A 26247-nucleotide genomic window follows, 5' to 3' on the forward strand; every position below is an offset into this window, starting at 1 on the left:
GCGGTCATCGGGGCTTCGCGGGCGCGCGGTGTAGTTCTTTCCGGTCGTAGTAGCGAGTGACGACGCTGCCGAGGACGAGTCCGATGACCAGGCCCAGCAGCGTCATCCAGATCGAGCGGCTCAGACCGGCGGAGCCTTCGGCGTTGAAATACAGGATTGCCCTGATACCGAGGTACACCTGGTGCATCGGTTCGAAATCGGCGAGTCGGGCAACGGATTTCGGGATCGCCTCGATCGGGATGGTGCCGCCGGAGGAGGGCAGGCCCAGCACGATGAACAGGATGAGGTTGACCAGCAGACCGGCGGTGCCGAGCGCGGATACGATCGACAGCGCGGTGACGCCGACCGCGATGATCGCGAAGGTGCTGTAGAGGAAAAGCATGAGCGGCCGGTCGATCGGCATACCCAGCCAACGCCCGACCGCCATGAATATCCCGGCCGTCACCGGCGCGGTGCCGGTGATGACACCCCACTTCAGCAGCAGCGTGCCCAGCCGGGAAATCGGCGTCGGCGGATAGTGCACGTACCAGGGACCGAATTCGGTCGGCGCGAACCCGAGCGACGAATCGACCATCCCGTTGATCACCATGGCGCCGGTGAATCCGGCCAGCAGCACCATCATCGTGTAGAAGAACGCCGTCAGACCGCCGCCCGTACCCGACGGGAGGGGATGGAAGGGCGTGACGACCACATCGATCGGCTTGGCCAGCATGAGCCGGCTCAGACCGACCAGCTCCGGCGCCGATCCGGACGTTTGCAGCTGGGCCTGCACGGTCTCGGTGAGCTGCTTGCCGACCGTCTGATTCGCTTGTGCCAGCGCGTTTCCGGCCACGGCCTGCACCACCTGCGGTGAGAACGACCCGGTCCGCGGATTGGTGTACACCGTGATCATCGGCTGGGTGACATCGCCGGGCACCACGCTGGCGGTGGCGAAAATGCCGAGCCGCTTGGTGAAGTCGCTCGGAATGACGATCGCCCCGTACACGTTGCCCGAGCTCAACTGCTGCTGCGCCTCATTGATGCCGAGCACCCGAAGATCGATCTTGTCGCTCGGGATCTGCCGCACGAGCGCGTCACTGATCTGCTTGCCCACATTGGTCGGCTTCCCGCCGATCACATCCCCGCTGTCCTGATCGACCAGGGCGATCGGAAAGTCGTGCAGATGCTTCGACGGGTCGACCACATACGCGAGGTACATCGTGGCCAGCAGAGCCATGAGCAGCGAAACCACCACCGCTGGCGCGAGCCACACCCGCACGCGCGATCGGCGAGCGCCCTGTTCCGGGTTCGTCATGACAGCACGGTAATTCCTCGGCCATGACGCATGGGGATGATTGCTCGGTCGTTATGACCATTGCCTTTGTCCGGCCCTACCCGAGCGTGGCGGAATGAGTTCGGCCCAGAAGTCGCGGCGCACCGCGTCCCACAGCTTCGTCAGACCCGGATGGAGTTCTCGTGCTTGCACGAGATCCGGGTAAGTGGCGGGGCCGAAGGATACAACCGGCGAGGCGTCGGATGCGTCGTGCACGGCGAGGATCGAGATCAGCTGATTCTGGATCAACCGCCACGTCACGCGCAGTCCGCCGAATTCGGTTCGACACACCTCACCCATCGCCGACCCCCCGTTGCCGTGGGCGTAGCTCCTGCGGTCGGCGACCGCCATCGACTGGGCGCGCTCGTTGAGATGTCAAGATCGACCTCCTGCTCACAACTGATGGAATGAGCGTCACAGATCCAGCACGTGCGGGTCATGGGTAAAAACACCCAAAAAGCACCCATATCGGCAGCTCGTACGCGTACTCGGTCGCGTTCGGAGGCACCGACGGGGCAGAAACCGTGCTGGGTCGATCAGGTAGCAATCGCTTGACGACGACCTGCGCAAACCGGGCTGCGAGACTACTGGCGTGGCTAGATTGGGTCCCATGGGGCGACGCAAGCCCCCTCGCGTGGTCGGTAACCTGCCGTTCGCCGTGACCAGTTTCGTCGGACGGCAACGGGAGATCCGCGAGGTCCGGGAGTTGCTCGCGACGGCGCGGTTGGTCACGCTCAGCGGTGGCGACTGCACTAGTGCCGTGCTCAAAGAGCCGTGAACGTACCGAACCCCGAGGAAATGGTGACGGCGAGGCCGCCGGCGGTCGCGAGGGCGATGATCTGTCCCGCTCCGGTGAACACCGGCACCGGCGGCGGGGCGCAGTCGCAGGGCTGCTGGGCCGTTTCCCGATCTGCCACGTCGACCACACCGATTGCTCCGGTCGTCACGTTCATCCACTGGATCCGGGCATGGGAGTCGAGAACGGTGCTACCGCCGAAGGGCCCGGGGTTGGCGACACCGAAGGTGGTGACTCCGGGCACGTCGCCGACGGTCGCCGTCAGGTAGATGCTCAATTGCGTTGGCACACCCCATGATTGGGATATCTTCACCAGCGGGAGCTGAAACGTGGTCGTCTCCGTGGCACGAGCGACGCTGTGTTGCCCGAGCACCAGCGCACCCACCACCGCGGCCGCCAGAACCAGCTTTGCGCCCACGCCGACAATCCGGCGAACCAGTTTGTTGGTCACTAGCCCTCCTCGCAATCGATTCCGGCCCGCAGCTGCGTCGGCGGCACGATCTGCTGAATACCGGCCGCATTCACAGTGCTACCTGCGCATTCGGCAAGAAGCACCCCTGCCAAGTAAACAGCCCGGGGTGCGATATTCACCGCATCGACCCGCCAGACTCTCGAATGAATCGACCACCCACGGCCTGCGCCCGAACCCGGCATAGCACCGCTGCCGGAGACAAAAATCCGGGCAGACTTCGTGCTCTCGGGACGATGGCGCAACCAGCGCGCCGATCTACCGTTTCGGTATCAACCCTGAGTGGACGCGTCGGCGAAGGAGCCAACGCCATCCGCCGATCCGATGCCCATCGACAACGCAGCCACGGCATCGAAGCCCACAACGCGTCACCGCCGCCGCGCAACGCGGGCGAAAGCAATCGCTGTGTACCGAGGAGAAAGTATGACGACGACGATCGACAGCGCCGACGAACTCGCGACTCCCCCGGACCTGCTGCTGACGACTTCGGCGGTCGGTGTCGGCAGGCGAATGCTGCCGAATACTTCGTGGAACACCCCCACCGGCCTACGTAGGGCAACGAATGGCACCGAAAGCGTCCCCTCGCCGAATACCCGGCGCCGCAACGACGATATCGCCGCGCTCGGGGCGCCCGCACTGGTTCTGGGCGTCACACTGCTCGCCGGCGGGTGCGCCGCGGTACTGCCGACGCGGACTTGGCCACGCGATTACGGCGTGCTGCTGGTCATCCTCGCCTATGCCCTCTACGTCGGTCTCGCCGGTTCGTTGACGGTGTGGGGCTTCCGCACGACCCGCAGGCCACGCGGCCACCGCCGGACCTGAACGCCTCGACCGCGCCGACATCAACGCCGACCCATCCGCGCCCCGACTTCGCCGGAGATCGGTATCAGTACTCCATGAGCGGCCCCCTGCTCCACCACGTTGCCGAGCCACCGCGATGCGGCGCGCCTGTTCCTTTCTGATGTGACGAGAGGCGACCGAGGAGTTGGTGCAGGGGCATCTGCAGATCGGCGGCTAGGACATTCATGACCCGCAACATGGTTGCGCTGTCGAGATCATGAGCGATCAGGATTTTCTCGAGAACCATTGCGCTGACGACTTGCTTTCGGGTCAGTGACATTTCGGGAAGCCAACTCAGCCGCCACCGTCCCCTGCGGGTTCTGTTGGTCATTCTGGCCGCGAACTCGGTGGATTGCGGGTTCGCGATGGTGAAGTGCGTGACGTGCAGAGCGTCGATATGTTCGGCGATCATTTCGCCAACCGGGCCACCCGGCCATGTCGCAGGTAGGGCCCAGAGCTCGCCCCCCGCCGCGCCGGCCTCCGTGGACCGCCCCGCCGGTGCGCGGGCGGGAACTTCGGTGGCGGCTGGGGATATGACGGCTTGTTGGCGTATGACCATGTCGAGACTCCTCGTTTGACCGGTGGGAACCGATATCCAGAATCGCCTGGTCACATACCCTTTGTCGTCAGCGCTGGCCGCCGTCAATAGGCCCCACCACCGTGACAGTGCGGATACCTGCTAGCTGCAACTCGGCCCGATCGAGCCCGCTGGATCCGGCACCGACGGTGCTCTACCCCGAACCCGCGCTGAGCGGTAGAACCGTGCGGTCACAAGGTTGACGACGACGGCCGTGCCCTCGGCGCCCAGCCCTTCGGCGATAGCGCGGCCGATACGCGTGAGCTCCCCCGGCCTGTGCTCCTAACCGAGCGGACCTCTCCGTGTGCTGTCCTGAACCTCTACCGGGATCGTGATGTACAGGGTTGTACCGATCCCCGTCGGGCTGGTGACGAGTACGTGGCCGCCCAGCGCTTCGATGCGGTCTTCGAGACCGATGAGTCCCGACCCTTTCCTGGCGTCGGCGCCGCCGATGCCGTCGTCGCGAATCGACAAACAGAGGCTGTCGTCCTTCATCGCCGCCCAGACCGACACTTCGGAGGCCTGGGCGTACTTGGCGGCGTTCGTCAGCGCCTCGGCCACCGCGTAATAGGCGGCGATCTCCACCGGATCCGGCAGTCGTTGCTCGACCGCGACGTCGAGGTCCACCGGAACGGGGCAGCGGCGGGCCAGCGTCTTCAAAGCCGGGACGAGTCCGCCTTTCGACAGGATCGCCGGATGGATTCCGCGCGAGAGTTCCTGGAGATTCTCCGATGCGGCGGCCAGACCGCTCGCGACCCGGGCGATCTGCCCGTTGAGCGCATCGAGTTCGGACGGCACCGAATCCTGCAGAGAGCGCAATTCTAGTGCGAGCGACACCAGCCGTTGCTGGGCTCCATCATGCAGATCTCGTTCCAGGCGGCGCCGCGCCTCGTCGCCGGCCGTCACGATCCGGGCCCGCGACGCGGTCAGTTCCGCACGCGATTCGGCATTGGCGATCGCCGTCGCGACCAGGTCGGCGAAGTCGGCGACGCGCGCCTCGGTATCCGGTGGCAGCGGCCCTGGCTCGACACTGCCGACGACAGCCGCGCCCCACAGATTGCCCTCGACCACGATCGGGGCCCCCACCCCGCCGCACAGACCGAGCTCACGGATGCGCGCTGCCGCCGACCCAGGCGAGTCGTGGGTATCGATCCGGGCGGGGCGGCCGCTGGCGAGAATCACGCCGATGATGTTGTCGCCCTCCAGCGACCAGCGCGCACCGATGGGCATCGCCGTATTCTGCGATGGGTCGTCATGAGCCGAGACGAGTGTGGCGGTGCCGTCGGACTCGTAGCGCCACAACGACGCATTGGCAGTGCCGAGCGCGCGGGCCAACTGCTCGGCCACCGTCGAGAAGACCTCGAAGCCGGGCGCGCCACGCGCCACCAGGGTGGCCACCCGCCGCAGCGCGGCCTGCTGTTCGGCCAGCACACCGATCCGGTCGCGGCTCTCCCGCAATCCGGCCTTGGCGTCCTCGGCTTCGCGGCGGCGTTGCTCGGCTTCGAAGGCGCGGACTCGGGCCAGACCCGCGATGAAATTCGTACTCAATGCCGCCACGAGGAACACGACGACGAGCACACCGTTCTCGAAGTTCAACGGCGCGAATTCGCCGCCGGGCCTGGCACCACCGAAATAGGCCAGGGCGATGGCGCTGACCAGCGAGGTGGCGACCGCCAGGCCCAATCCCCAGACCATGGAGACAACCAGGATGCCGAGCAGATAAACCGGCTCGAACGTCTCACCGGGTGATAGATGCTCCAGGAGGACGATCACAAGCGTCTCCAGCGCGATGACCACCGCGGCGACCACAATCCCCAACCACAGCGGCGGTGTCGCCGGACGCAGCAACGCCGACAACACATCCCTCGGCGGCATGAACTCAGTATCCTCTCTGGCCATCCTCCCTGGCCGCGATCGGACAATCGGTTGGTTGCTGCGGTCGAGCCATTCGCAGGACTGGCAGGTAGCAGGTAGGCGATCTTCCGGGTCGCGGGTGCGGTGAATGGGTGTCAGCCGTGGCGACACGAGTTCGCCGGACGGGGAAGCTGATAGCGGACAAGGAACCGAGCGGCAGGTCGAAGCCGATTGCCTGCTCGCGAAGACGGCGGCCGAACACCATGGGCCGCCCCCGGGGTTCCTCCGCCGATACCGATTTGCCCGGTCGATCGGGCCCATCACGAAACGGGAGCAACCATGCCTACCACCTCGATCTTCTCGATCTTCCACGACTCCGCGGTCAGCGCCTCGGGGTTCCGCGCCTCGTCGAGGATGCGCGCGGACCTGCAACAGGTCCTTGCCGATCTCATCGCATTGCAATTGCTGGGCAAGCAAGCACGCTGGAACGTCATCGACCACGATTTCCGCGACCTGTACCTGCAGCTCGACCAAATGGTCGACATCGCGCGCGAGGGCAGCGACACCATCGCCGAGCGGATGCGCGCACTGGGCGCGGTGCCCGATGGACGGCCGGAGACCGTTGCCGCGACGACACTGCTGAGGGCATTCCCCCGTGGCGAGGACACCGCCGCGGTGGTCGAGCTGATCTGCGACCGGCTCCGCACTACGGCAGGCACGATGCGCATCGTTGCCGACGACGTCGGCGTCGAGGACATGTCCACGGCGAATCTGCTGCACGACCTCGTCGACGACATCGAGAAGCAGTGGTGGATGCTGAGTTTCGGGAGCCGCATGGCCCAGCCGACTCGATGAGCACCGGCCCGGCCGTGATCCGCTGGCGAGGCGGCCGGGACTATGCCGGTGCGAAAGTTCCCGCTAGCGGGGATGCGCGCCGGTAGCGCGCTGCCGGACACTCAGGTCATGGTGTCGTCGGCTAAGCGTCTGCGTTGTTTCATGGTGGATGACAACGTCGACTTTCTCGCGGCCGGACGCGAACTGCTCGAGCGAGAAGGGATCACCGTCGTAGGCGTGGCGTCGACCAGCGCCGCGGCGCTGCGGGGCGTCGCGGAGCTGGAGCCGGACGTGATGCTCGTCGATATCGAGCTCGGCGAGGAAGACGGCTTCGAACTTGCCGAGCGCCTGTACCGCCACGGCGGGCCCACGCCGCCGGTGATAATGACCTCGGCCCGTGCCGAGCAGGACATCGCCGATATGGTCACCGCGAGCCACGCGGTGGGCTTCCTGGCCAAGTCCGCACTGTCCTCGGGCGCGATTCGTGCGCTGCTCGCCGCCGAGGACTATCCGCTCAGCGAGCATCGAGAAAGGTGACCACCGCGAGGACTCTGCGGTGGTCGTCCCCGGTCTCGGGCAGATCCAGTTTGGTCAAAATGCTGCGCACATGCTTCTCGACCGTGCCCTCGGTGACCCACAGCCGCCGGGCGATGCCGGCGTTGGATCGGCCCTCCGCCATGAGCGCGAGCACTTCCCGCTCCCGGACGCTGAGCACCGCCAGCGGGTCGTCGCGCCGGCGGGCCGATACCAGCTCCTGCACCAGAGCGGGATCGATGACCGATGCGCCCTTGGCGATCCGATGCAGGGTGTCGACGAACTCCTCCACGTCGGTGATCCGGCTCTTGAGCAGATAGCCGATCCGCCGACCACCGGCCAGCAACTCCATCGCGTCCTCGACATCGGCATGCGCCGACAGGACCAGGATGCCCGTCTCCGGTAGTTCGCCCCGGATCACCCGGGCCGCATCGAGCCCCTCGGTGGTATGCGTGGGTGGCATCCGAATGTCGACTACCACCAGGTCCGGAACTTTGTCCCGAACCAGCGCCAAGAGTTGCGCGGCATCCCCGGCCTGCCCCACCACCTCCAGGCCGCAGCGTGCGAGCAGGCTCGCGACGCCTTCGCGAAGCAGGACATCGTCATCGGCCAGCACTACCCGCAACATCCACCTCCGACCTATCAACCCCGAGCATACTGCCAGCAACCGAGCGCGAGGCCCGGCTGATCGAGCGCTCGGACGGCCGGGGTAGCCGTCGGGCCGCTTACAGCCATGTAGCCCGGGACGCGGGCCTTCCAAAGGCGGACGTCCGGGCAAACGAGCTGCCCGGACGCCGCTACGGCTGGCCCACTTTCGCACTCAGCCCTGGGATGCTGGCCGCTTCGGCAGCAGGAACACAACAATGCCCGCTACGACAGCGATGACGAACGTCCCGAAGGACGCGACGGCAAAGGCGTGGCCGGCGGCGGCAACCGTGCCGACTGCCTCGGGATGGAACGAGCCGAAGAAGACCGCTCCGATCACGGCAACGCCTAGCGCTCCGCCACACTGCTGGGCCGTCGACAAGACCCCTGACGCGACACCGGCCGACTCCGGCTCGACACGGCTCAGCACCGTGTTGAGCGCCGGCGTGATGACCAGTCCGCCACCGACGCTCTGCAGAACGAGGGTGGGGATCACGAGCAGCGGAGTGATCCGCGGGCCGGACACCAGCAAGAGGCCGGTCGCCAGGTAGCCGCTCGCCAGTATGATCGCCCCGACCTCGAGGACCCGTCGTCCATACTTCGGGATGATCCGGCTCGCTACCATGCTGAACACGAAGAACGCGGTGGCTGCCGGCGTGTAGACCAGCCCCGCGCCGAGCGCCGACATATCGAGGCCCTGCTGCATCGTTACCGACAAGGCCAGGTAATACGAGTAGATCAGCGCGTACAGGGCCAGGACGAGAACGATCCCGAGCGAGAACGAGCGCTGCCCGAACAATGTCAGCGGTACCAGCGGATCCCCGCCCCGCCGTTCCACGCCCCGCTCGATCGCGACGAACAAACCGAACGCGACCGCACTGCCCGCGAAGCAAGCCCAGACCCACCCTGGCCAGCCCGCCTGCTGCCCCTGGATCAGCGGTAGCACCAAGAGGAACAGGGCCGCGCTGAGCACCGAAACGCCGGGCAGGTCGAGTTTGCGCGTGCCGGCTGAGCCCGTCTCCGGCACGTATCGCACGGCGAGCAGGAACATGACAATTCCGATCGGCACGTTCACCCAGAACACCAAACGCCAGCCGGAGTCGAACAGGTCGGCGCCGATCAGCAGCCCGCCGATGACCTGTCCGCCGATGGTGGCCATACCCATGACGATGCCGAGCACGCCGTATACGCTGTGCCGCCGCGCCGCCGGCACCAGCACCGTGACATACGCGAACACCTGGGGAACCATCAGGGCGGCTCCCAGGCCCTGGATGACACGCGCCGCGATAAGGCAGCCCGCGTTCGGGGATAGCGCGCAAGCGACTGATGCCACAGTGAACAGCGCCACCCCGAGAAGGAAAATCCGCTTGCCGCCATACAGGTCGGCCAAACGAGTAGCGGTAATGATGAAGACCGCGTAACTCAGCTGATAGCCCGCCAGCACCCACTGGACATCGCTGGCGGAGGCATGCAGGTCCGCCACGATCGAGGGGTCGGCGACCACGACGATGAACGAGTCGAGGACCGCCATGAACAGGGCGGTCAAGACAACCGACATCGTCATCCACGGAATAGCGTCAGCTTCCGCGGCCACGACCGGCTGACTAGCTGACTGTTGAGCACTTGACACGAGAAGAGACCTCTTTGTTCGTCCGGCAATACATGAACCCGGGAAGCTCGGCCAACGCTTTGCGGCGGTCAGGCCCGGGCGAGGATTACGCCAACGTGGCGCGCCCTAGGGAACTGGCCACCTTGCGAAGTCCGCTCTGCGCCCCGGAAAGGGTTCGCCGGTTCTCGCCGAAAGACCGTCTCCGACAACGGCATACCTGCCCCACGGGGCCCTCAGCAATGTCACGACAGCCTCCCAGTCCAGACAGAACGAGTCGGTCGCCTCAGTGAAGACATGTAGTTCCACCCGAGAAAGCATACGGTCGACCGTATACTTCCTCAAGAGGGTCGACCCTCCCCGCGCTGTGTTGGACGAAGTGGCCACAATGCGGCCCATCCCGCAGTAGACCGAGCGCCGCTTCCACCCGCCCGCAAGCCGGCCCCACCACCGAACCCGAGCATGAAGCTGCCGGATCCAGCCTCGCCGCCGACAACATGAACGTTCGGAACCAGCGAAGCGTGAGCCCCCCCCCGCACCGTTGGTCGGCCGATCAGGTGGAACTGGTGGCGGCATCGGCCGAGAGAGTCCCGCCGTCAGTTCCACGTGATCACTTGTCCAGTAGTGCATCTCGGGCGGACGGCAGCGGCCGACGATTACGGAGTGTGTGCCAGAGCTCGAATCCCGACCCGCTGACGGAGTCCCAGGTCGGGCATGGCCAGTTACCGCGCGATCCAGTGCATGCGCCGCAGCCTGATCGCATGAGAGAGGATCAGGACAGGAACGGCCTTGTCCAGTCGGTGAACCGCTGCCCCAGCTCGGCCTGCGCTGCCGCGAGCACGGCTGCGGGGTCCTGCGCCGCCGACAGGCCGAAATTGTCGTCGAGCCAAGCCACGAACTCGTCGTGGCAGTCGCTGTACGCCTCGTCCTCCCCGCGATAGAAATACGCCTCCGCCCCATCGACTCGTATCTCCGAGTCGAAGCCGAGGAGCTGGAACAACTCCCGCACATGGCAGGCGACGACATGCTCCCCACCTTCGTCTCCGAAGACGACTACGGGCAGTGTCGCCAGCTCGGCGCGGTCATCGAGACGCCACAGCGCGTAGAACGAACCGGAACCGTTGGCCTGCGCGAAGGGAATCAGCCGGTCGGTGAACTCCGGATCCTTCGACCAGCCCGCCACCAAGCCCGAGATATCCCCGAAGTCCGTCAGACCGAACCCATCGGCGTAATTCTCGAAGCCGAGCCTGTCCTGCAACACCATCAGCAGGTTGAGCTCATCGACTGGTGAGTACGTGCCGTTCAATGCGTTCTCCGCAGGTAGGTGAGAATCATGTTGTGGTCGACCGGATTTCGATGCCTGAGGTTCGACCGCGAGCCACGCCGCAAGATCATAAGCCTTCGCCGCCGCCGCCAGCGTCTCGTTGCGTCGAGGCAACGCTCTTCGTCACGGTCGATCGGAAGTCCGGACGCCTGTTGGTGCATTGCCACCAGATCGACGTCGCCGGGGAACTAGCGGTACACCGACGGTGAACGGCCGACCGAGCCACTGGTGACGGTCTGGACCAATCAGCCCCACGACAGACTGCGTGATCGGGTGGCGCCGGATATGTTGACACCGAACGAGAAGTATTCGGCGCTGGTTCGAACTGGATCCGCCGCCCGGTTTCCGGGAGCGCGCCGCGTCCTGGCCTTCTCGCGCGGTCGTAACCTTCACCTGGTCCAGGCGATGCGACGTCCCACCCCCGACCGAGACGGCGGCGTAGCCCTTTGGTGCGGCAATCGTAGGTGATCTCGCGGCAGATCACCGCCACCGACCGCTCCTGCCGCCTCCGCGGCAGCGCCACGTTCGACGGATGGTCGTTTTCCCAATGCGGAACAACGATCAAAAGGCCGCTGCGACTCGGATGGGAGAAGTTCACAGCGGTCGAAACCAGCTGCCGTCGATCAAAGTTGAGGTGCCCGAATTTCAGAGCGATGCCCTGACAGCGGCCATCCGATTGGAAGCCGAGGGGCGGGGTGGTGACCGACGAGCAAGACACGCATCCTGGGGCTATGTGTCACAGTGTGTCGCGATCCCTGACCTATTGTCGAGGTTCCGTCGACCTCGATACCGAGAAACATGCAGGTCAAGCCATGTTTTCCCTGGAGCCGCCTGGGGGAATCGAACCCCCGACCTTTTCATTACGAGTGAAGCGCTCTACCGACTGAGCTAAGGCGGCGTGCCTTTCGGCGACGCGAGTCTATCGTCTCCACGGTCGGATCGCGAAAACGGGTGGTAGCGGTCACGCGGATTGGGCGGAGATGAGGGTGGCGACCATGGCGGCGAGGGCGAAGCGGGGTTTGACGTTGAGGTCGAGGGCCTCGCGGCAGGCGAGGACGGCCTCGATGGAGCGGAGCAGACCTTCGGGGCGCACGCGGTCGGCGAGGTCGTGGATCTGGTCGGACAGGTCGGGGTGGGTGAGGGCGACGCCGGAACCGTTGCGGGCCGCGCCGAAGCGGACGGCGAGAGCGTCGCGGTAGACGCCCGCGACATCGATGAGAGCGCGATCGAGGGCGTCGCGTCCGGTGCGCGTGGCGCGGGACTTCTGTCTGCGCTCCAAATCCTTCAGCACACCGGCCGAGCCCCGAGTCGCACCCGCGGCACCCTTGCCGGTGCCGCCCGCGCCGAGTGCGGTCGCCAACTCTTCGCGCTCGCGTTCGTCGCGGGCCGCACTCATCTGCTTAGCCTCGTCGTCGGCGGACTTCACCAATTCGTCCGCGGCCGCATAGGCGGCACCGGGCCGCGAAACCGCGCCGACCAGTGCCAACGCGCGCTGACGGCGCGAGCGGGCCTCCTCATCGGTCGCCAGCCGCCGGGCCCGCCCGACGTGGCCGCCGCTCACCGACGCCGCCCAGTTGGCCGTCTGCTCGTCGAGCTGATCGCGCTCGCGCAACACCTGTGCGATGGCGGGCACCGGAGGCGTCACCAAATGCACATGCCGACAGCGCGATCGCAGCGTCACGGAGATGTCCTCCGGATCCACCGACGGCGCACAAAGCAGGAATACCGTCCGATCCGGCGGCTCCTCGACCACCTTCAACAGCACATTGCCCGCCGCCTCGGTCAATCGATCGGCGTCCTCGATCAGCACCACCTGCCACCGGCCGGTACTCGGCCGCCGCGAGGCGATCTGCACGATCTCGCGCATCTCCTTGGTGCTGATGCTCAGCCCCTCCGGAATCACCCGCCGCACATCACCATGCGTTCCGGCCATCGTGGTCGTGCACGCATGGCACCGCCCGCATCCGGGTGTCCCCTCGTCCGTGCACTGCAGCGCCGCCGCGAAGCACAGCGCCGCAACGGATCTCCCTGATCCCGGCGGCCCGGTGAACAGCCACGAATGCGTCATCGCCCCATTGCCCGCACCCCCACGCGCGGCAATCGAGGCAGCCGTCAACTCGGACTCGACCGCATCCTGGCCGACCAGCCGATCGAAGACACCCGCCACGCCGTACACCCTAACCGCCCCCACCGACACCCTCGTCCTCGCGCCGTCCGAGCGTCACGACCGCGCCGAACCGGCGTTCCGCGGCGGCATGCCACCATCCGGGCGGCGACGGTCCGAGCACCCGCGCGGTCGGCTGATCGGTATGTAATCCGAGCCTGTGCAGCGCCGCAGCCGATATTCGAATATCGATCCACCCGTGCCAATGGCCGTCGGGTCCGAGACCGCAACCGAGATCCCAGCGGACGTCGTCGGCGGCGAACGGCATCCAGTCGATGCCGCGATCGCGCAGTCAACCGCGCACGGCCGCCAACGGACTCGGACTACCCGAAAGATTCTCGTAGCCCGCGATGTGGATCCACTCGAGGTCGCTCATGGCCGCCGTGATGCCGTCGCTCACACTCGCTGATACGTGGTGTTCGCGCCGTCGAGCGCTTCGCGAATGATGTCGGCGTGACCACTGTGGTGGGCGATTTCGCGCAGGACGTGCAGCACCGTGAAACGCACAGTCCACCATTCACGTTCGGGCGTCCACGGTGTGGTCGGTGTGGGAATGGACGTGCTCAGATCGGGTTCGGACCGAATCAGCTTCTCGGTCTCCGCCGCGACCTCGTCCCAGGTCGCCAGCAGTCCGGCCACCGTCTCGTCGGGGCCCAGCACGTACTCGCCATCGAATTTCGAGACGTCCAACTCCGCCGTTTCGTCGCGCTCGATAATGACTGTCGTCCAGTGGCTTTCGCAGCTGACCAGGTGATGCAGCAGCCCACCGAGCGTCAGCTCGCTGACCGTGGTGCGTTGGCGCGCCTGTGCGTCGTCGATGCCGCGCAGGGTGATCCGGAACAGCTCGCGCTGACTGGCGAGCATAGCGATGAGATCCTCGCGTTCCTGGTCGATGGCCATGGATATTCCCTTCACGATCGTTCGTCGATACGGGGCGAGGCTACGGCATTTTCGGCCAGCGCACGGGCTCGATGGTTCGGCACGGCAGACCGCGCCGATCGACCGAGACCACGCAGCCGTCAGGACTTCTTCGCGGCCGTCTTCTTAGCGGCGGTCTTCTTGGCCGCCGTGGCCTTTGCCGCGGTCTTCTTGGCCGCCGTGGCCTTTGCCGCGGTTTTCTTCGCCGCCGCGGCCTTCTTGGCGGGCGTCTTCTTCGCCGCCGTCTTCTTGGCCGCCTTCTTCACCGGACCACGCGCGCGCCGATCGGCGAGCAGTTCCGAGGCCCGCTCGTCGGTGATCGACTCGACCTCGTCGCCCTTGCGCAGGCTGGCATTGGTCTCGCCATCGGTGACGTACGGACCGAATCGTCCGTCCCTGATCACCATCGGCTTGCCGGTGGCCGCATCGTTGCCGAGCTCGCGCAGCGCCGCGGCGCTGGCCGCCTGCCGTCCGCGCCGCTTGGGCTCGGCATAGATCTTCAATGCCTCGTCGAGCGTCACGGTGAAGATCTGATCCTCGTTGGCCAGCGAACGAGAATCCGTGCCCTTCTTCAAATATGGGCCGTAGCGCCCGTTCTGCGCGGTGATCTCCTCACCGGAGACCGGATCGGCGCCGACAACGCGCGGCAGCGACAACAGCTTCAGCGCATCGTCGAGCGTAATCGTCGCCAAATCCATATCTTTGAACAGCGATCCGGTCCGCGGCTTGGGCGCCGCAGCCTTTTTCGCCGTCTTCTTCGCCGGTGCCTCCTCGGGCGCGGGCTCGGGCAGGATCTCGGTGACGTACGGCCCGAAACGTCCTTCCTTGGCGACGATTTCGTGCCCGGTCGCCGGATCGACGCCCAGCGCGCGTCCCTCCTGCGGTGTCGAGAAAAGCTTCTCGGCAACCTCGGGGGTCAGCTCGTCCGGCGGCAGATCGTCGGGCAGATTCGCCCGCTGCGAGATCGAATCCCCTTCCGGGTCATCGGGATTGGGGACCATCCGCTCCAGATACGGCCCGAACCGGCCGACCCGGACCACGACATCGCGGCCCGCGTCGTCGACGAACAGCTTGATCGAATTGACCTCGCGGGCATCGATATCGTCGAGCCGCTCGCCGACCATCTTCTTCAGACCGCCGGAGCGCGCGACCGAACCCTCGACACCGTGGTCGCCACCGAAATAGAAGCTGGACAACCAATTTCCGCGTTGCTCGCGCCCGCCTGCGATGGCATCGAGGTCGTCCTCCATCGCCGCGGTGAAGTCGAAGTCGACCAGGCGGCCGAAGTAGGCCTCCAGCAGACCGACCACGGCGAACGCGACCCACGACGGCACCAGCGCACTGCCGCGCTTGTACACATATCCGCGGTCGAGAATCGTCTTGATGATCGACGAATACGTCGATGGCCGACCGATGCCGAGATCTTCGAGCGTCTTGATCAGCGAGGCTTCGGTGTACCGAGCGGGCGGATTCGTGCTGTGCCCATCGGGATTCAGCTCCACCGCGGTGACGCGCTCACCCTCCTCGAGTGCGGGCAGCCGGGATTCGGCGTCATCGGACTGACCGCCCGCCTCCTCGTCCACACTCTCGACATAGGCCTTCAGGAAGCCGGGGAAGGTGATGGTCCGACCGGAGGCCGAGAAGACGCATTCCTCACCGGTACCCGCGACGCCGGTGATCCGCAGGGTCAGCGTGGTGCCCCTGGCATCGGCCATCTGCGAGGCGACGGTGCGCTGCCAGATCAGCTCGTAGAGCCGGAACTCGTCATTGTCCAGCCGCGCGTGCAGTTGACCCGGGGTCGCGAAGGTATCGCCCGCCGGCCGGATCGCCTCGTGCGCCTCCTGGGCGTTCTTCACCTTGCGGGTGTACTGACGCGGCGTCGGATGCACATACTCCGCGCCGTACAACTGGGTCGCCTGCGATCTGGCCGCGGCGATCGCCGACTCCGACAGCGTGGTCGAGTCGGTACGCATATAGGTGATGTAGCCGTTCTCGTACAGCCGCTGGGCGACCCGCATCGTGCGCTCGGCGTTGAACCGCAGCTTGCGGCCCGCCTCCTGCTGCAGCGTCGAGGTCATGAACGGCGCGTACGGCTTGCGCGTGTACGGCTTGGCCTCCGCGGAGGAGACCACCAGATCGGCGCCCTCCAGTGCCTCGGCGAGCCGGCGGGCATAGGGCTCGTCGAGCACGACGACACCATTGCCCTTGAGCTGACCGTCCGGACCGAAGTCCCGTCCGGTGGCGACCCTGGTGCCATCGATGGTGACCAGACGCGCACCGAAGGTCCGCGGGTTGGTGGCGTCGCCGTTCTCCCCGCCCGCGTCCAGCTTCGCCGCGATATCCCAGTACTCGGCCGAGCGGAATGCCATCCGCTCGCGCTCGCGCTGCACGATCACCCTGGTCGCGACCGACTGCACCCGGCCCGCCGACAGCCGCGGCATGACCTTTTTCCACAGCACGGGACTGACCTCGTAGCCGTACAACCGGTCCAGGATGCGCCGGGTCTCCTGCGCGTCGACCAGATCGTTGTCCAGATCGCGGGTATCGGCCGCGGCGGCGAGGATGGCGGGCTCGGTGATCTCGTGGAACACCATCCGCCGCACCGGCACCTTGGGCTTCAGCGTCTCCAGCAGATGCCAGGCGATGGCCTCGCCCTCACGGTCGGGGTCGGTGGCGAGGTAGAGCTCGTCGGCGTCCTGCAACAGGCTCTTGAGCTCGGAGACCTTGGACTTCTTATCCGGACTCACCACATAGATGGGCTCGAAGTCGTTGTCGACGTCGACGCCGAGGCGCGCCCAGGACTGCCCCTTGTACTTGGCCGGAACGTCCGCCGCACCGCGCGGCAGGTCCCGGATATGACCGACCGAGGCCTCGACCGTGTAGTTGCGGCCGAGGTAGGGCGCGATTTTGCGGGCCTTGGTCGGGGACTCGACGATCACGAGACGACGCAGGGGACGGCCCTGGTCGGCTGCACCGCGGTCTCGTGTTGCCACCGGCGAATACACCTTTCCTAATCGACCCGCGCTGCGCTGTTTCGCGCTGTGCGCGGCTGGGGCAAGCGGCGGCGACGGGGAGGACGTTGCCACCAGACACGTTTATACCTTGACGCGACGTGTGGCCGAGCGCTTGCGACTCGAACCACAGAGCGTACCTGCGTCGCTGCCGATCAGTATGCAGTGCCTATCACAAGGCGGGCCGCGCAGCAGGTAACCAGTCGGTTTTGTGTCTTACCCCAGATATAGCTCGTCCCTCACCTCCGTTACCGGCGGTGAGGGACGAGCGAATCGTTGCGTCGCTCAGCTGAGCGCGCGAACTCCGGTGGCCTGCGGGCCCTTTGTGCCCTGACCAACCTCGAACTCGACCTTCTGGTTCTCCTCGAGGGTGCGGAAGCCCGACCCTTGGATCTCGGAGTAGTGGACGAAGACGTCAGCGGAGCCGTCCTCGGGCGCGATGAAGCCGAACCCCTTCTCCGCGTTGAACCACTTCACAGTTCCCTGTGCCATTCTGTTCCTTCTCTTTTCTTACCGGAACGGCGGACAAGTAGGTTCGCCCACCGGGTCCGTTCCGACCGCTGTACTGTTGGTTCCCCCTGCAGGAAAGCACCAAGCACACCGTTCGCAACATCGATCCTGCTGACGGTTTGGACTTTAGATCCGTCCCTCGAACACAGAAGCTTGCGACCAGGAACCAGTGAACCATGTCTTCGCGCAATTCAACAGTCGAGTTACCGACAATTTGCAAAAAAGTTGATCTTGCGAATGCGCAGGTGAGGGACACAATGCTGGAATCCAGACTTGAGGTTCGTTTGCCTTCCGATAACCGAGCCAGCATCTGGCAAACGGCCTGTGACCCAGGTCGCTATTTGGTATCGAAATGGCAGGTGGGGCTTCCCAAGCGCACACGTTTCACACTTTCTGCGCGTGTCGCGGAGTCCGCGCCGTGAATCCGACCGAGCCGATGGCCGGGCCACGCCCCAGCAACGGCCCGAGTTACGGGGGATCGTTGCTGAATCGTGTCCTGAATGGCGTCCCCGACGACGACCCTCGCCTCACCCATGTCGTCGAACTCCCCGCGCGCCCGGCGGCCACCACTACCTGGCCCGATTGGGCCGCACCCGATGTGGTCGCCGCGCTGCGCGGCACCGGAGTCGAGGCGCCGTGGACACACCAGAGCAGGACCGCCGACCTCGCCGCGAGCGGTCGGCACGTCGTCGTCAGCACCGGAACAGCATCCGGGAAATCGCTCGGCTACCAGCTGCCCGTGCTCACCGCGCTGCGGGAAGATCCGCTCGCCACGGCCCTTTATCTGGCACCCACCAAGGCATTGGGCGCCGACCAGCTGCGGGCAATCGCCGAATTGACCCATGAGGGACCATTGCGCGACGTCCATCCGGCCACCTACGACGGCGATACGCAGGCCGAGGTCAGGCAATGGGTGCGGGCGAATGCCCGGATGATCCTCACCAATCCGGACATGCTGCACGTCGGCATGCTGCGCTCACATCAGCGCTGGGCCAGGGCGCTGCGCAGGCTGCGTTATGTAGTGGTGGACGAATGCCACGCCTACCGCGGTGTATTCGGCTCACATGTGGCGCTGGTACTGCGCAGGCTGCGGCGCATCGCGGCCCATTACGGCGCGGACCCCGTTTTCATACTGTGCTCGGCGACCACGGCCGAGCCCGCGGCCGCGGCGTCCCGGCTGATCGGCGCGCCCTGTGTCGCGGTCACCGAGGACGGATCGCCTCGAGGCGCACGCACCATCGCACTGTGGGAGCCACCGCTGTTGACCACGCTGACCGGCGAAAACGGTGCGCCGGTGCGCCGATCGGCGACCTCGGAAGCGGCCAGGATCATGGCCGATCTGGTGGCCGAGGGTGCGCGCACGCTGGCGTTCGTCAGGTCACGGCGGTCCGCGGAATTGACCGCTATCGAGGCCCGCAGGCTGCTCGCCGACGTGGATCCGGCGCTGAGCGAGCGCGTCGCGGCCTATCGGGCGGGCTATCTCGCCGAGGATCGGCGCGAGCTGGAGGCCGCACTTTCGGATGGGTCGCTGCTCGGGGCGGCGACGACCAACGCATTGGAACTCGGGGTCGATATCGCGGGGCTGGATGCCGTCGTCATCTCGGGGTTTCCCGGCACAGTCGCCTCGTTCTGGCAGCAGGCCGGGCGTGCGGGGCGGCGCACGCAGGGGTCGCTGGTGCTTCTGGTGGCCAGGGACGATCCGCTGGATACCTTCCTGGTCCATCACCCGGAGGCACTGCTGGAAAAGCCCGTCGAGGCCACCATCACCGATCCGCACAATCCCTATGTATTGGGTCCGCAGTTGCTGTGCGCGGCACTGGAACTGCCGCTCACCGATGATGAGGTCGACGCGCTCGGCGCACGCGAGGTACTTACTGACCTCGCAGGTCAGGGGCTGATTCGACGACGTACGGGCGCCGTGCGGGACGGCAGTGCGCGTTGGTTCGCGACGGCGGAGGCGCAGCCGCACGACGCCGTCGATGTGCGCGGCGGGATCGGCACACCCATCGCGATCGTGGATGGTGAGACCGGCAGGCTGCTCGGTACCGCCGATGCTGGGCGCGCACGGGCGACACTGCACGAAGGTGCGGTTCACCTGCATCAAGGCGATGTCTACGTGGTCGATGAGCTGGATTTCGAGGGCGGGGTCGCCTTCGTGCACGGCGACGATCCCGGGTGGACCACCAGCGCCAGGCAGGTCACCTCCATCACCGTCGACAAGGTGACCGAACAGCGCCGCCACGGCCACGTGACCACCGCATTGGCGCAGGTCAGGGTGACCAGCCAGGTGATCGGTTACCTGCGGACGCTGCGCACGGGCGAGGTGTTGGACCTGGTGGAGCTGGATCTGCCCGAGCAGACACTGCCCACCCGGGCGGTGCTGTACACCGTGACGCCGGAGCTACTGGCCGCGGCAGGCCTGGATACGCCGCGGGTGCCCGGTGCGCTGCACGCCGCCGAACATGCCGCGATCGGCCTATTGCCGCTGGTCGCGACGTGTGATCGGTGGGATATCGGCGGTGTGTCCACCGCGGAACATCCGGATACCGGGCTGCCCACGGTTTTCGTCTACGACGGGCAGCCGGGCGGCGCGGGCTTCGCCGAACGTGGATTCGCGCAGCTGCGGCGCTGGTTGTCGGCGACGCTCGCGGTGATCGAGAGCTGCACCTGCGCGGTGGGCTGCCCGTCCTGCGTGCAGTCGCCCAAGTGCGGTAACGGCAACCATCCGCTGGACAAGGCGGGGGCCGCCCGCCTGCTGGCCGCGATTCTGGGCGAATTGGCGGCCTGAGCGGGTGACTGTTCGACCGGTGGAGGTCGCGCGCTCGATTCGTGACAGCGCCGACCCCCGAACGTGATCACTCGTCCACCTGGCCAGGTGATCACCAGGGGCGATAGGGACGGATCGGCGTACCGCGCCCGGCTGCCCCGGGCGTGTCGGTCCACCGATTAAAGAGGAATGTATTCATGTTAACTGAGGTATTGCCACGGGCATTACCACTGAAATGTGGATTCATAGATTGCCTTCTGCGGTTACCCAGCAAATTGATGCCATACCGAAATTATTCGATCATCCCAATTACCGAATTCCGTAGATGTGACGAACCACTATCGGACATCTCTACGTACCGCTCATACTCCAACTTCGACCGGTCCCGCGCGGGCGACCGCGCGAACAGTCCGCTTTCCGAACAGACCTATTGGTACATTCCGTTCAACAGTGACAGTCGCATCCCACTGCACCACCGCGCACTGCTGAATCCGCACTCCCATCCGCGAGGCGATCTCTCCCGCCGCCGCACATCCGGCATCGGCTCCACGCTCCAGTTCCCCCGCCGCCGCCAAAGCCGCCAGATCCGCCGCAGCCTGCACTCGATGCCGCCCCACAACGACCACCCCGACCTGACCGATCAATACCGTCAGGCCGATCAGCGCCACCAACACCAGACACGCGAACACCGTCGCGACCCCGTCATCCGCCCGGGCCCCTCTGCGGCAATGCCCGCCTTCGGGCGCAGCTACCCCGCCCTCACCGGCTCCGCAGCCCTGCCACACCGCGCTGCGGCAACGACCAGGTGCGATCGCACTGCGCCGTTGTTCGCCCCGGTCATCCGTCGCAACGCAGCGCCGACGCGCGGTCCACACACCAGCAAGGCGACTGTTGTCAGCTCGGTCGTCTGGCTGGGCCCACCGCACCGCACTACGCCAACACACGCCACCGGCCGCCATCGCACTGCATCCTTGGCCGACCCAGCCATTCCTGACGACGCAACCCGGATGCGCGGTCCACGCACCAGCAAGGCGGCCGCGGCGGTCAGCCCGATGATCCAGCCGAGCCCGCCGCACCGCGCCAAGCCAACGCCCTCCACCAGTCGCAACCGCACCGCCCCCTTGGCCGACTCGGCCGTCGGTGACGACCCAACGCGGATCCGCGGTCCACGCACCAGCAAGGCGGCTGCGGCGGTGGTAGGCCCTGTCGTCAAGCTGAGCCGCCCGCACCGCGCTACGCCACCAACACACGCCACCGGCTGCCGTCGCACTGCGCCGTTGTTCGCCCCTGTCGTCTGCGACGGCGCAACGTCGGTACGCAGTCCACGCACCGACGAGGCGGTGACCAGCGCGGTGAGCAGGCCCAGCCCGCCGCACCGCGCCACGCCAACACACGCCACCAGTCGCGACCGCACTGCGCCCTTGGCCGACTCGGCCGTCGGTGACGACGCAGCGCCGCCGAGCAGTGCACGCACCAGCAAGGCGGCTGTGGTGGTCAGCCCGGTAATCAGGCCGAGCCCGCCGCACCGCGCCAAGCCAACGCCCTCCACCAGTCGCAACCGCACCGCAGCCTTGGCCCCCTCGGCCGTCGGTGACGACGCAACGCTGATGCGCGGTCCACGCACCAGCTAGGCGGCCGTGGTGGTCAGCCGGGTGGCCACGCCGAGCCCGCCGCATCGCGCCATGGCAATGCCCTCCTTCGGTCGCGATCGCACTGCGCCCTTGTCCGACTCGGCCGTTCGTGACGGCGCAGCGCCGATGCGTGGTCCACGCACCGACAAGGCGGCTGTGGCGGTGGCCAGCTCGGTCGTCAGGCTCTGCCCGCCGTACTACACAGCCGTGCCCGTACTTGCCTTCGGAGGCAAATGCGCTGTGCTGAGGGTCGATTCGGTCATCTGCGATGGCGATACGCCAACGTTCGGTTCGCGCATCGGGAATGTGGCGGCGATGGTCGGGTCGCCGACATCGCGCGTTGTCCGACGACGCTGCTTCTACCGCTCGATCACTGCTCTCCCTTACCACCGCGCCTGTGTGGCGCGGCACTTCTATATCCGTCATGTGTGTCGTGTCCGCGGGGACACCGGCTGCTACCGCCGGGCCGCGGGCGGTCACGGCTCGGCTCCCGGCTCGCGGGTGGCGACCGCCTCGGCGCGCAGCACCAGTAGTGGCAGCAGGGGTGAGTGGGCGGAGACCGCCGCGACCACCCGATCGCCGTCACTGCGCAGCGAGATGTCGGCGGCGGGCGGCGCGACCCGCCGCGCCGCCGACTCCGCATTCGCCTGATCACCGCGGGCAGCCAGCCGGGCCGCTTCGCGAGCGGCGTCGACACAGCGCACCTGCGTCGACGCCGCGAGCAAGGCTCCGACGCACAGCACCACCGCAATCACGATGGCAGCGAGCGCGATCGCCGCCTCAACCGTCACCGCACCCCGATCGTCACCGAGATACGTTGTACCGCAACAGTTTAATCGACGATCACAGTAAGCTACACAGCGGTGTTCAACGCCTTGTCGATGATCTTCGTCAGCGCATTCACAATGCTGTCCCCGGTCACCACCCCATAGAGCACCGCCCCGAACGCCGCCGCCGCAATCGTCCCGATCGCATACTCCGCCGTACTCATCCCATCCTCGGCGACCACCGCCCGCAACAGCCGCGCCCGCACCTCGACGCCAACCGCACCAAGCCCCTGAACCACCAGCTCCCACACCTTCCCGATTCCCACCGTTTTCCCCTCTCTCTCCAGCCCACGCGGCCACTCCGCGCCGACAAGCTCTCCCCCGCTCAACACAGCCCGACTCGACGCAACCCGACTCAGCACAGTCCGGCTCGGCGCAACCTGACTTGGGACTGCCTGCGGCACTGCCCGACTCGGCACTGCCCGGCTCAACACCACCCGGCTCAGCGCAACCCGACTCGGCACTGCCTGACTCGGCGCAACCTGACTCGGTAGTGCCCGGCTCGGCGCAGACCAACTCAGCGCAGCGTGACGGGCCGGTTCCCGGATCAGGGCTGCTCCCCTCGGTACCGCCTGGCATGGTCTTTCCCGGTTTTGGATTTTTCACAGCAGGCCGCCTCCGAGGACTCGGTCTGCGAGGCCGATTACTACGGGGATGATGCCGAGGCAGATGAAGGCGGGGAGGAAGCAGAGGCCGAGGGGGCCGCCGATCAGGACTCCGGCGCGTTCGGCTCGGGCGGCGGCCGCGTCCTCGACTCCGCTGCGGCGCTGCTCGGCGAGTTCGCCGACGGCGGCGGCGAGTGAGGCGCCCGATCGTGCCGAGCGCCGTGCCATGCGGGCCAGTGAGTCGACCTCCTCGGCGCCCGGCTGGTCGGCCCAGTCTCGTGCCACCTGGTCCCATGCCATCGCCGCGTCCGCACCCAAGGCCAGCAGGTCGGCGGCCCGGCGTAATGCGGCTCCGAGCGCCGCAGGCGCGCCCGGTGCCACCGCGCGCGCCGCCGCCGCAATCGGCAATCCCGCGCGCAGGCACGCGGCCAGCAGGTCGAATATCGACGCCACGGCGAGCGGATCGTTACCGTTCCCTGGGGCTGATACCGCGGCAACTGGCGGTGGGACGATCTCTCGCAGCGCCCGCAGCCGTCGACTCACCGCGACCCGTCCGGGCAGCACCACCAACGCCCCCGCGAGCAAAAGCACTGGTCCACTGGCAATTCCAACCATCCCCGACCCCCTTCGAATGTGTGCACAACCGGTCTCGCCATCTAGATTCGTTTCATAGGAGGACCTTTCGCGTGATCGCGTCGGTCCACAGCAGACCGGTGCACGCGAGTGCCGCACCCAGCGGCAGCACTACGGTTCCGGCGCCCGGGCTCAGCAGTACATGCAGCGGAGCCGCGCCCATCAGTTGGCCGAGGCCGATACCCAGCAGCGGAAGACCGGCCAGAACCGCGGCGGTGGCACGAGCACCGGCCAGTGCGGCCGTGGTGCGGGTGCGAAAACGGATGCGGCCCAGTAGGTCCGTGCGGGCGGCGGAAAGTAGTTCAGCGAGTGCGAGACCGTGGTTTTCGGCGACCTGCCACGCGTCGGCGATCCGGGCGAGTTCCGCGTCGACGATCGAATCGACGTGCCGCAGACCATCCGCACCGGACCCGCCGAGCCGGCTGCGGGCCGCGCTGACCGCGAACGCACGTGCGGCCTCACCACGCGACTCGTGCGCGGCGACCTCCGCCGCGGCACTCGGATGCGCACCGACCCGCAGTTCACCGATGACCGCCTCGAGCGCGTCGAGCAGGTGGGCGCACTCGACACTGCGCCGCCGATCCCGGCTCGCCCGCCGAACCCGAATGCCGACCGTGCCCCCGACCAGCACCGTCGCGACCAGCGGCCCGATGCCCACGGCAAGCGCCGCCACCATCGCCACACCGAAGGCCCCCCGAAACACACTGCCACGCCCAAGCTTTCGAACCTCTCCCGACGAGACGAAGAGCCTGGTAAAGCGACGCCGCGAGCTCGGCGCCGGTGCGATCAGCACCGCACCCGCCAGACACATCAGCGCCCCGATCATCCGCCGAGCCGTTCGTCGAGTAGGCGTGACGACAGTGCCATTGGAGCTGTGAGTGTCGAGACCACCGATGCCGCAAGTCGACCGGAGTCCGGGGCCGTCAGGGGCGCTAGTGAACGCACCGGTGCCGCGGTCGCCGACCGACCTTCGAGCAGGGCCGGCGCCCTCTGGTCTGAGAGCGCCGATGCCGCGGAGAGATCGCGATTTGATGCAACGGGAACTGCTTCCACCGAGCGCACGAGTTCTGTGATCATCGAACGAGCGGCGAACCAGTTCCGCACCCGTGCCGCAGGACCCGCGAGTGCGGTGCGCTCCGATACCGCAGTCATCGGTCGAGCCGTTCGTCGAGGAGGCGGGTTAGTTCGGGGGTGGCGGGGGTGGGGGCTTGGTCTGCGCGCCAGGCGGCGGTTATGTGGACGCGGCCTTGTGGGTTGCGTTGTACGACGCCGATTTCGCGGAGGCCGCGGGAGCCGTCGGCTCGGCGGTGGACGTGGAGTACCACTTGGACGGCTGCGGCGAGTTGACTGTGCAGGGCGGCTCGGTCCATACCGCCCAGTGCCGCAAGGGCTTCCAGGCGCGCCGGTACTTCGCGGGGCGAGTTCGCGTGCACGGTGCCAGCGCCGCCATCGTGTCCGGTGTTCAGCGCGGTCAGTAGGTCTACTACCTCCGCGCCGCGAACTTCGCCGACGACGATTCGGTCTGGGCGCATCCGCAGTGCCTGGCGGACCAGGTCGCGGACCGTTACCGCTCCGACGCCTTCTACGTTCGCGGTGCGCGCGACCAGGCGCACGACGTGGGGATGTGGCGGTGCCAGTTCGGCCGCGTCCTCGACGCAGATGATGCGTTCGTCGGCGGCGACCTTGGCCAGCAGTCCGGAAAGGAGTGTGGTCTTGCCCGCGCCGGTCCCACCGACCACCAGGAAGGCCAGTCTGGCCCGAATGATTCGCTCCAGCAGTAGTTTCGCGTCGGCGGGTACCGCGCCTGCGGCGGCCAGCGCGTCGAGTCCCTGCGTTGCGGGGCGCAGCACTCGCAGTGACAGGCAGGTGCCGCCGTGCGCCACCGGCGCGAGCACGGCATGCAGCCGCACACCGAACGAATCGCCCAGCGCCGCTTCCCTTCCGGACAACCTGCCATCCACCCACGGCTGCGCGTCGTCGAGCCGCCGCCCGGCCGACAGCGCCAACCGCTGTGCCAACCGGCGCACCGACGCCTCATCCGGGAAGACGACCGAGGTCCGCTCCAGCCCACGGCCCCGATCGATCCACACCGCATCCGGCGCGGTCACCAACACATCGGCGACCCGAGGATCCTGCAGCAGCGGCTCCAACAAGCCGGCCCCGGTCATCTCGGTCTGCAACAGCCGCAATGCCCGCAACAGATCCGTATCACCGAGCACACCACCCGCCTCGGCCCGAATGGCCGCCGCCACCTGCGCCGGATCCGGATCCCCCGACGCCCCGGACAGCCGCTCCCGCACCCGATCCAACAGCTCGGACGTCACCAGCGCACTCATCTCGAACACCGCCCCCAAGACCCCACTTCGAGGACCTGCCCCAGCATCCAGAAC

25 protein-coding genes and 1 tRNA gene are annotated in these 26247 nt (G+C 66.8%); 6 read left to right on the forward strand and 20 right to left on the reverse strand.

Going from position 1 to position 26247, the window contains the following annotated elements; translation table 11 throughout:
- Positions 1–4: 4 nt before the first annotated feature.
- Both ACHQ4I_RS36815 and ACHQ4I_RS36820 read right to left on the reverse strand, forming a co-directional pair.
- On the reverse strand, positions 5–1294 hold the full coding sequence (locus ACHQ4I_RS36815; RefSeq protein WP_420776505.1) for a YhgE/Pip domain-containing protein: 1290 nt from the start codon (positions 1292–1294) through the stop codon (positions 5–7).
- Positions 1295–1345: 51 nt separating this feature from the next.
- A complete protein-coding gene (locus tag ACHQ4I_RS36820; protein WP_420776506.1) occupies positions 1346–1663 on the reverse strand; it encodes a hypothetical protein in 318 nt (105 codons plus the stop codon).
- Between the two features lie 259 nt (positions 1664–1922).
- On the opposite strand from ACHQ4I_RS36820, the gene ACHQ4I_RS36825 reads away from it, so the two are divergent.
- Positions 1923–2090 carry a hypothetical protein gene (locus ACHQ4I_RS36825; protein ID WP_420776507.1) on the forward strand — a complete coding sequence of 56 codons (168 nt, stop codon included), beginning with the start codon at positions 1923–1925 and terminating at the stop codon, positions 2088–2090.
- Here the strand turns inward: ACHQ4I_RS36825 and ACHQ4I_RS36830 are convergent.
- On the reverse strand, positions 2077–2559 hold the full coding sequence (locus tag ACHQ4I_RS36830) for a hypothetical protein (protein WP_420776508.1): 483 nt from the start codon (positions 2557–2559) through the stop codon (positions 2077–2079). The two genes, ACHQ4I_RS36825 and ACHQ4I_RS36830, sit on opposite strands and share 14 nt — an antisense overlap.
- Positions 2560–3000: 441 nt before the next feature.
- Here ACHQ4I_RS36830 and ACHQ4I_RS36835 point away from each other — a divergent pair, with 441 nt between their 5' ends.
- Positions 3001–3399, forward strand: a complete 399-nt coding sequence (locus tag ACHQ4I_RS36835) for a hypothetical protein (protein WP_420776509.1) — start codon at positions 3001–3003, stop codon at positions 3397–3399.
- Between the two features lie 64 nt (positions 3400–3463).
- Here the strand turns inward: ACHQ4I_RS36835 and ACHQ4I_RS36840 are convergent, their stop codons facing one another.
- Positions 3464–3829, reverse strand: a complete 366-nt coding sequence (locus ACHQ4I_RS36840; RefSeq protein WP_420776510.1) for a hypothetical protein — start codon at positions 3827–3829, stop codon at positions 3464–3466.
- A gap of 447 nt (positions 3830–4276) precedes the next feature.
- Entirely contained in the window at positions 4277–5869 is a 1593-nt protein-coding gene (locus ACHQ4I_RS36845; protein WP_420776511.1) for a GAF domain-containing sensor histidine kinase, read from the reverse strand.
- A 318-nt stretch (positions 5870–6187) separates the two neighbouring features.
- Between ACHQ4I_RS36845 and ACHQ4I_RS36850 the strand changes: the two genes are divergently transcribed.
- Positions 6188–6703 (forward strand): Dps family protein, encoded by a 516-nt coding sequence (locus ACHQ4I_RS36850; RefSeq protein ID WP_420776512.1) that lies wholly within the window; start codon positions 6188–6190, stop codon positions 6701–6703.
- 42 nt (positions 6704–6745) lie between these two features.
- On the forward strand, positions 6746–7219 hold the full coding sequence (locus tag ACHQ4I_RS36855; RefSeq protein WP_420776513.1) for a response regulator: 474 nt from the start codon (positions 6746–6748) through the stop codon (positions 7217–7219).
- On the opposite strand, the gene ACHQ4I_RS36860 is transcribed toward ACHQ4I_RS36855, so the two are convergent.
- The 9 genes from ACHQ4I_RS36860 to ACHQ4I_RS36900 all read right to left on the reverse strand — a co-directional run bounded on the left by ACHQ4I_RS36860 (position 7197) and on the right by ACHQ4I_RS36900 (position 17376).
- Complete coding sequence (locus tag ACHQ4I_RS36860) at positions 7197–7844, reverse strand: response regulator (RefSeq protein WP_420776514.1); 648 nt, start codon at positions 7842–7844, stop codon at positions 7197–7199. The two genes, ACHQ4I_RS36855 and ACHQ4I_RS36860, sit on opposite strands and share 23 nt — an antisense overlap.
- 192 nt (positions 7845–8036) lie before the next feature.
- Positions 8037–9425 carry an MFS transporter gene (locus ACHQ4I_RS36865; protein ID WP_420776642.1) on the reverse strand — a complete coding sequence of 463 codons (1389 nt, stop codon included), beginning with the start codon at positions 9423–9425 and terminating at the stop codon, positions 8037–8039.
- An 814-nt stretch (positions 9426–10239) separates the two neighbouring features.
- A complete protein-coding gene (locus ACHQ4I_RS36870) occupies positions 10240–10773 on the reverse strand; it encodes a hypothetical protein (RefSeq protein WP_420776515.1) in 534 nt (177 codons plus the stop codon).
- A gap of 840 nt (positions 10774–11613) precedes the next feature.
- Positions 11614–11689, reverse strand: a tRNA-Thr gene (locus tag ACHQ4I_RS36875).
- Between the two features lie 63 nt (positions 11690–11752).
- On the reverse strand, positions 11753–12958 hold the full coding sequence (locus ACHQ4I_RS36880; protein WP_420776516.1) for a DNA polymerase III subunit delta': 1206 nt from the start codon (positions 12956–12958) through the stop codon (positions 11753–11755).
- 10 nt (positions 12959–12968) lie between these two features.
- Positions 12969–13223, reverse strand: coding sequence for a hypothetical protein (locus ACHQ4I_RS36885; RefSeq protein ID WP_420776517.1), 255 nt, complete (start codon positions 13221–13223; stop codon positions 12969–12971).
- A gap of 128 nt (positions 13224–13351) precedes the next feature.
- Complete coding sequence (locus tag ACHQ4I_RS36890) at positions 13352–13855, reverse strand: mycothiol transferase (RefSeq protein WP_420776518.1); 504 nt, start codon at positions 13853–13855, stop codon at positions 13352–13354.
- A 119-nt stretch (positions 13856–13974) separates the two neighbouring features.
- Entirely contained in the window at positions 13975–16812 is a 2838-nt protein-coding gene (gene topA, locus ACHQ4I_RS36895) for a type I DNA topoisomerase (protein WP_420776643.1), read from the reverse strand.
- A 357-nt stretch (positions 16813–17169) separates the two neighbouring features.
- Positions 17170–17376, reverse strand: coding sequence for a cold-shock protein (locus ACHQ4I_RS36900; RefSeq protein ID WP_011206895.1), 207 nt, complete (start codon positions 17374–17376; stop codon positions 17170–17172).
- A gap of 454 nt (positions 17377–17830) precedes the next feature.
- Between ACHQ4I_RS36900 and ACHQ4I_RS36905 the strand changes: the two genes are divergently transcribed.
- Positions 17831–20182, forward strand: coding sequence for a DEAD/DEAH box helicase (locus ACHQ4I_RS36905; RefSeq protein ID WP_420776644.1), 2352 nt, complete (start codon positions 17831–17833; stop codon positions 20180–20182).
- A 341-nt stretch (positions 20183–20523) separates the two neighbouring features.
- Here the strand turns inward: ACHQ4I_RS36905 and ACHQ4I_RS36910 are convergent, their stop codons facing one another.
- Complete coding sequence (locus ACHQ4I_RS36910; RefSeq protein ID WP_420776645.1) at positions 20524–20946, reverse strand: Rv3654c family TadE-like protein; 423 nt, start codon at positions 20944–20946, stop codon at positions 20524–20526.
- A 222-nt stretch (positions 20947–21168) separates the two neighbouring features.
- Between ACHQ4I_RS36910 and ACHQ4I_RS36915 the strand changes: the two genes are divergently transcribed.
- On the forward strand, positions 21169–21792 hold the full coding sequence (locus ACHQ4I_RS36915) for a hypothetical protein (RefSeq protein WP_420776519.1): 624 nt from the start codon (positions 21169–21171) through the stop codon (positions 21790–21792).
- Between the two features lie 476 nt (positions 21793–22268).
- Here ACHQ4I_RS36915 and ACHQ4I_RS36920 read toward each other — a convergent pair whose 3' ends face one another.
- From ACHQ4I_RS36920 to ACHQ4I_RS36940, 5 genes are all read right to left on the reverse strand, one after another.
- Positions 22269–22583, reverse strand: coding sequence for a TadE family type IV pilus minor pilin (locus tag ACHQ4I_RS36920; protein ID WP_420776520.1), 315 nt, complete (start codon positions 22581–22583; stop codon positions 22269–22271).
- A gap of 62 nt (positions 22584–22645) precedes the next feature.
- Complete coding sequence (locus ACHQ4I_RS36925) at positions 22646–22825, reverse strand: DUF4244 domain-containing protein (RefSeq protein WP_420776646.1); 180 nt, start codon at positions 22823–22825, stop codon at positions 22646–22648.
- Between the two features lie 396 nt (positions 22826–23221).
- Positions 23222–23839 carry a type II secretion system F family protein gene (locus tag ACHQ4I_RS36930; RefSeq protein ID WP_420776521.1) on the reverse strand — a complete coding sequence of 206 codons (618 nt, stop codon included), beginning with the start codon at positions 23837–23839 and terminating at the stop codon, positions 23222–23224.
- Positions 23840–23891: 52 nt separating this feature from the next.
- Entirely contained in the window at positions 23892–24683 is a 792-nt protein-coding gene (locus ACHQ4I_RS36935; RefSeq protein WP_420776522.1) for a type II secretion system F family protein, read from the reverse strand.
- Between the two features lie 322 nt (positions 24684–25005).
- The gene (locus ACHQ4I_RS36940) at positions 25006–26193 is read right to left on the reverse strand and encodes a TadA family conjugal transfer-associated ATPase (protein WP_420776523.1); all 1188 of its coding nucleotides are present in this window, start codon (positions 26191–26193) and stop codon (positions 25006–25008) included.
- Between the last annotated feature and the right edge of the window lie 54 nt (positions 26194–26247).

Origin of the sequence: Nocardia nepalensis (assembly GCF_048910785.1) — a bacterium.
GTDB classification, from domain to species: domain Bacteria; phylum Actinomycetota; class Actinomycetes; order Mycobacteriales; family Mycobacteriaceae; genus Nocardia; species Nocardia nepalensis.

Coding starts and splice junctions, on each gene's coding strand:
- ACHQ4I_RS36865 (WP_420776642.1), bottom strand. CDS start 9,425: ATGACGATGTCGGTTGTCTTGACCGCCCTGTTCATGGCGGTCCTCGAC.
- ACHQ4I_RS36845 (WP_420776511.1), bottom strand. CDS start 5,869: ATGCCGCCGAGGGATGTGTTGTCGGCGTTGCTGCGTCCGGCGACACCG.
- ACHQ4I_RS36825 (WP_420776507.1), top strand. CDS start 1,923: ATGGGGCGACGCAAGCCCCCTCGCGTGGTCGGTAACCTGCCGTTCGCC.
- ACHQ4I_RS36905 (WP_420776644.1), top strand. CDS start 17,831: ATGGCCGGGCCACGCCCCAGCAACGGCCCGAGTTACGGGGGATCGTTG.
- ACHQ4I_RS36855 (WP_420776513.1), top strand. CDS start 6,746: ATGCCGGTGCGAAAGTTCCCGCTAGCGGGGATGCGCGCCGGTAGCGCG.
- ACHQ4I_RS36900 (WP_011206895.1), bottom strand. CDS start 17,376: ATGGCACAGGGAACTGTGAAGTGGTTCAACGCGGAGAAGGGGTTCGGC.
- ACHQ4I_RS36835 (WP_420776509.1), top strand. CDS start 3,001: ATGACGACGACGATCGACAGCGCCGACGAACTCGCGACTCCCCCGGAC.
- ACHQ4I_RS36860 (WP_420776514.1), bottom strand. CDS start 7,844: ATGTTGCGGGTAGTGCTGGCCGATGACGATGTCCTGCTTCGCGAAGGC.
- ACHQ4I_RS36940 (WP_420776523.1), bottom strand. CDS start 26,193: ATGAGTGCGCTGGTGACGTCCGAGCTGTTGGATCGGGTGCGGGAGCGG.
- ACHQ4I_RS36840 (WP_420776510.1), bottom strand. CDS start 3,829: ATGATCGCCGAACATATCGACGCTCTGCACGTCACGCACTTCACCATC.
- ACHQ4I_RS36850 (WP_420776512.1), top strand. CDS start 6,188: ATGCCTACCACCTCGATCTTCTCGATCTTCCACGACTCCGCGGTCAGC.
- ACHQ4I_RS36890 (WP_420776518.1), bottom strand. CDS start 13,855: ATGGCCATCGACCAGGAACGCGAGGATCTCATCGCTATGCTCGCCAGT.
- ACHQ4I_RS36915 (WP_420776519.1), top strand. CDS start 21,169: ATGCGCGGTCCACGCACCAGCAAGGCGGCCGCGGCGGTCAGCCCGATG.
- ACHQ4I_RS36815 (WP_420776505.1), bottom strand. CDS start 1,294: ATGACGAACCCGGAACAGGGCGCTCGCCGATCGCGCGTGCGGGTGTGG.
- ACHQ4I_RS36935 (WP_420776522.1), bottom strand. CDS start 24,683: ATGATCGGGGCGCTGATGTGTCTGGCGGGTGCGGTGCTGATCGCACCG.
- ACHQ4I_RS36930 (WP_420776521.1), bottom strand. CDS start 23,839: ATGGTTGGAATTGCCAGTGGACCAGTGCTTTTGCTCGCGGGGGCGTTG.
- ACHQ4I_RS36820 (WP_420776506.1), bottom strand. CDS start 1,663: ATGGCGGTCGCCGACCGCAGGAGCTACGCCCACGGCAACGGGGGGTCG.
- ACHQ4I_RS36885 (WP_420776517.1), bottom strand. CDS start 13,223: ATGCCGTTCGCCGCCGACGACGTCCGCTGGGATCTCGGTTGCGGTCTC.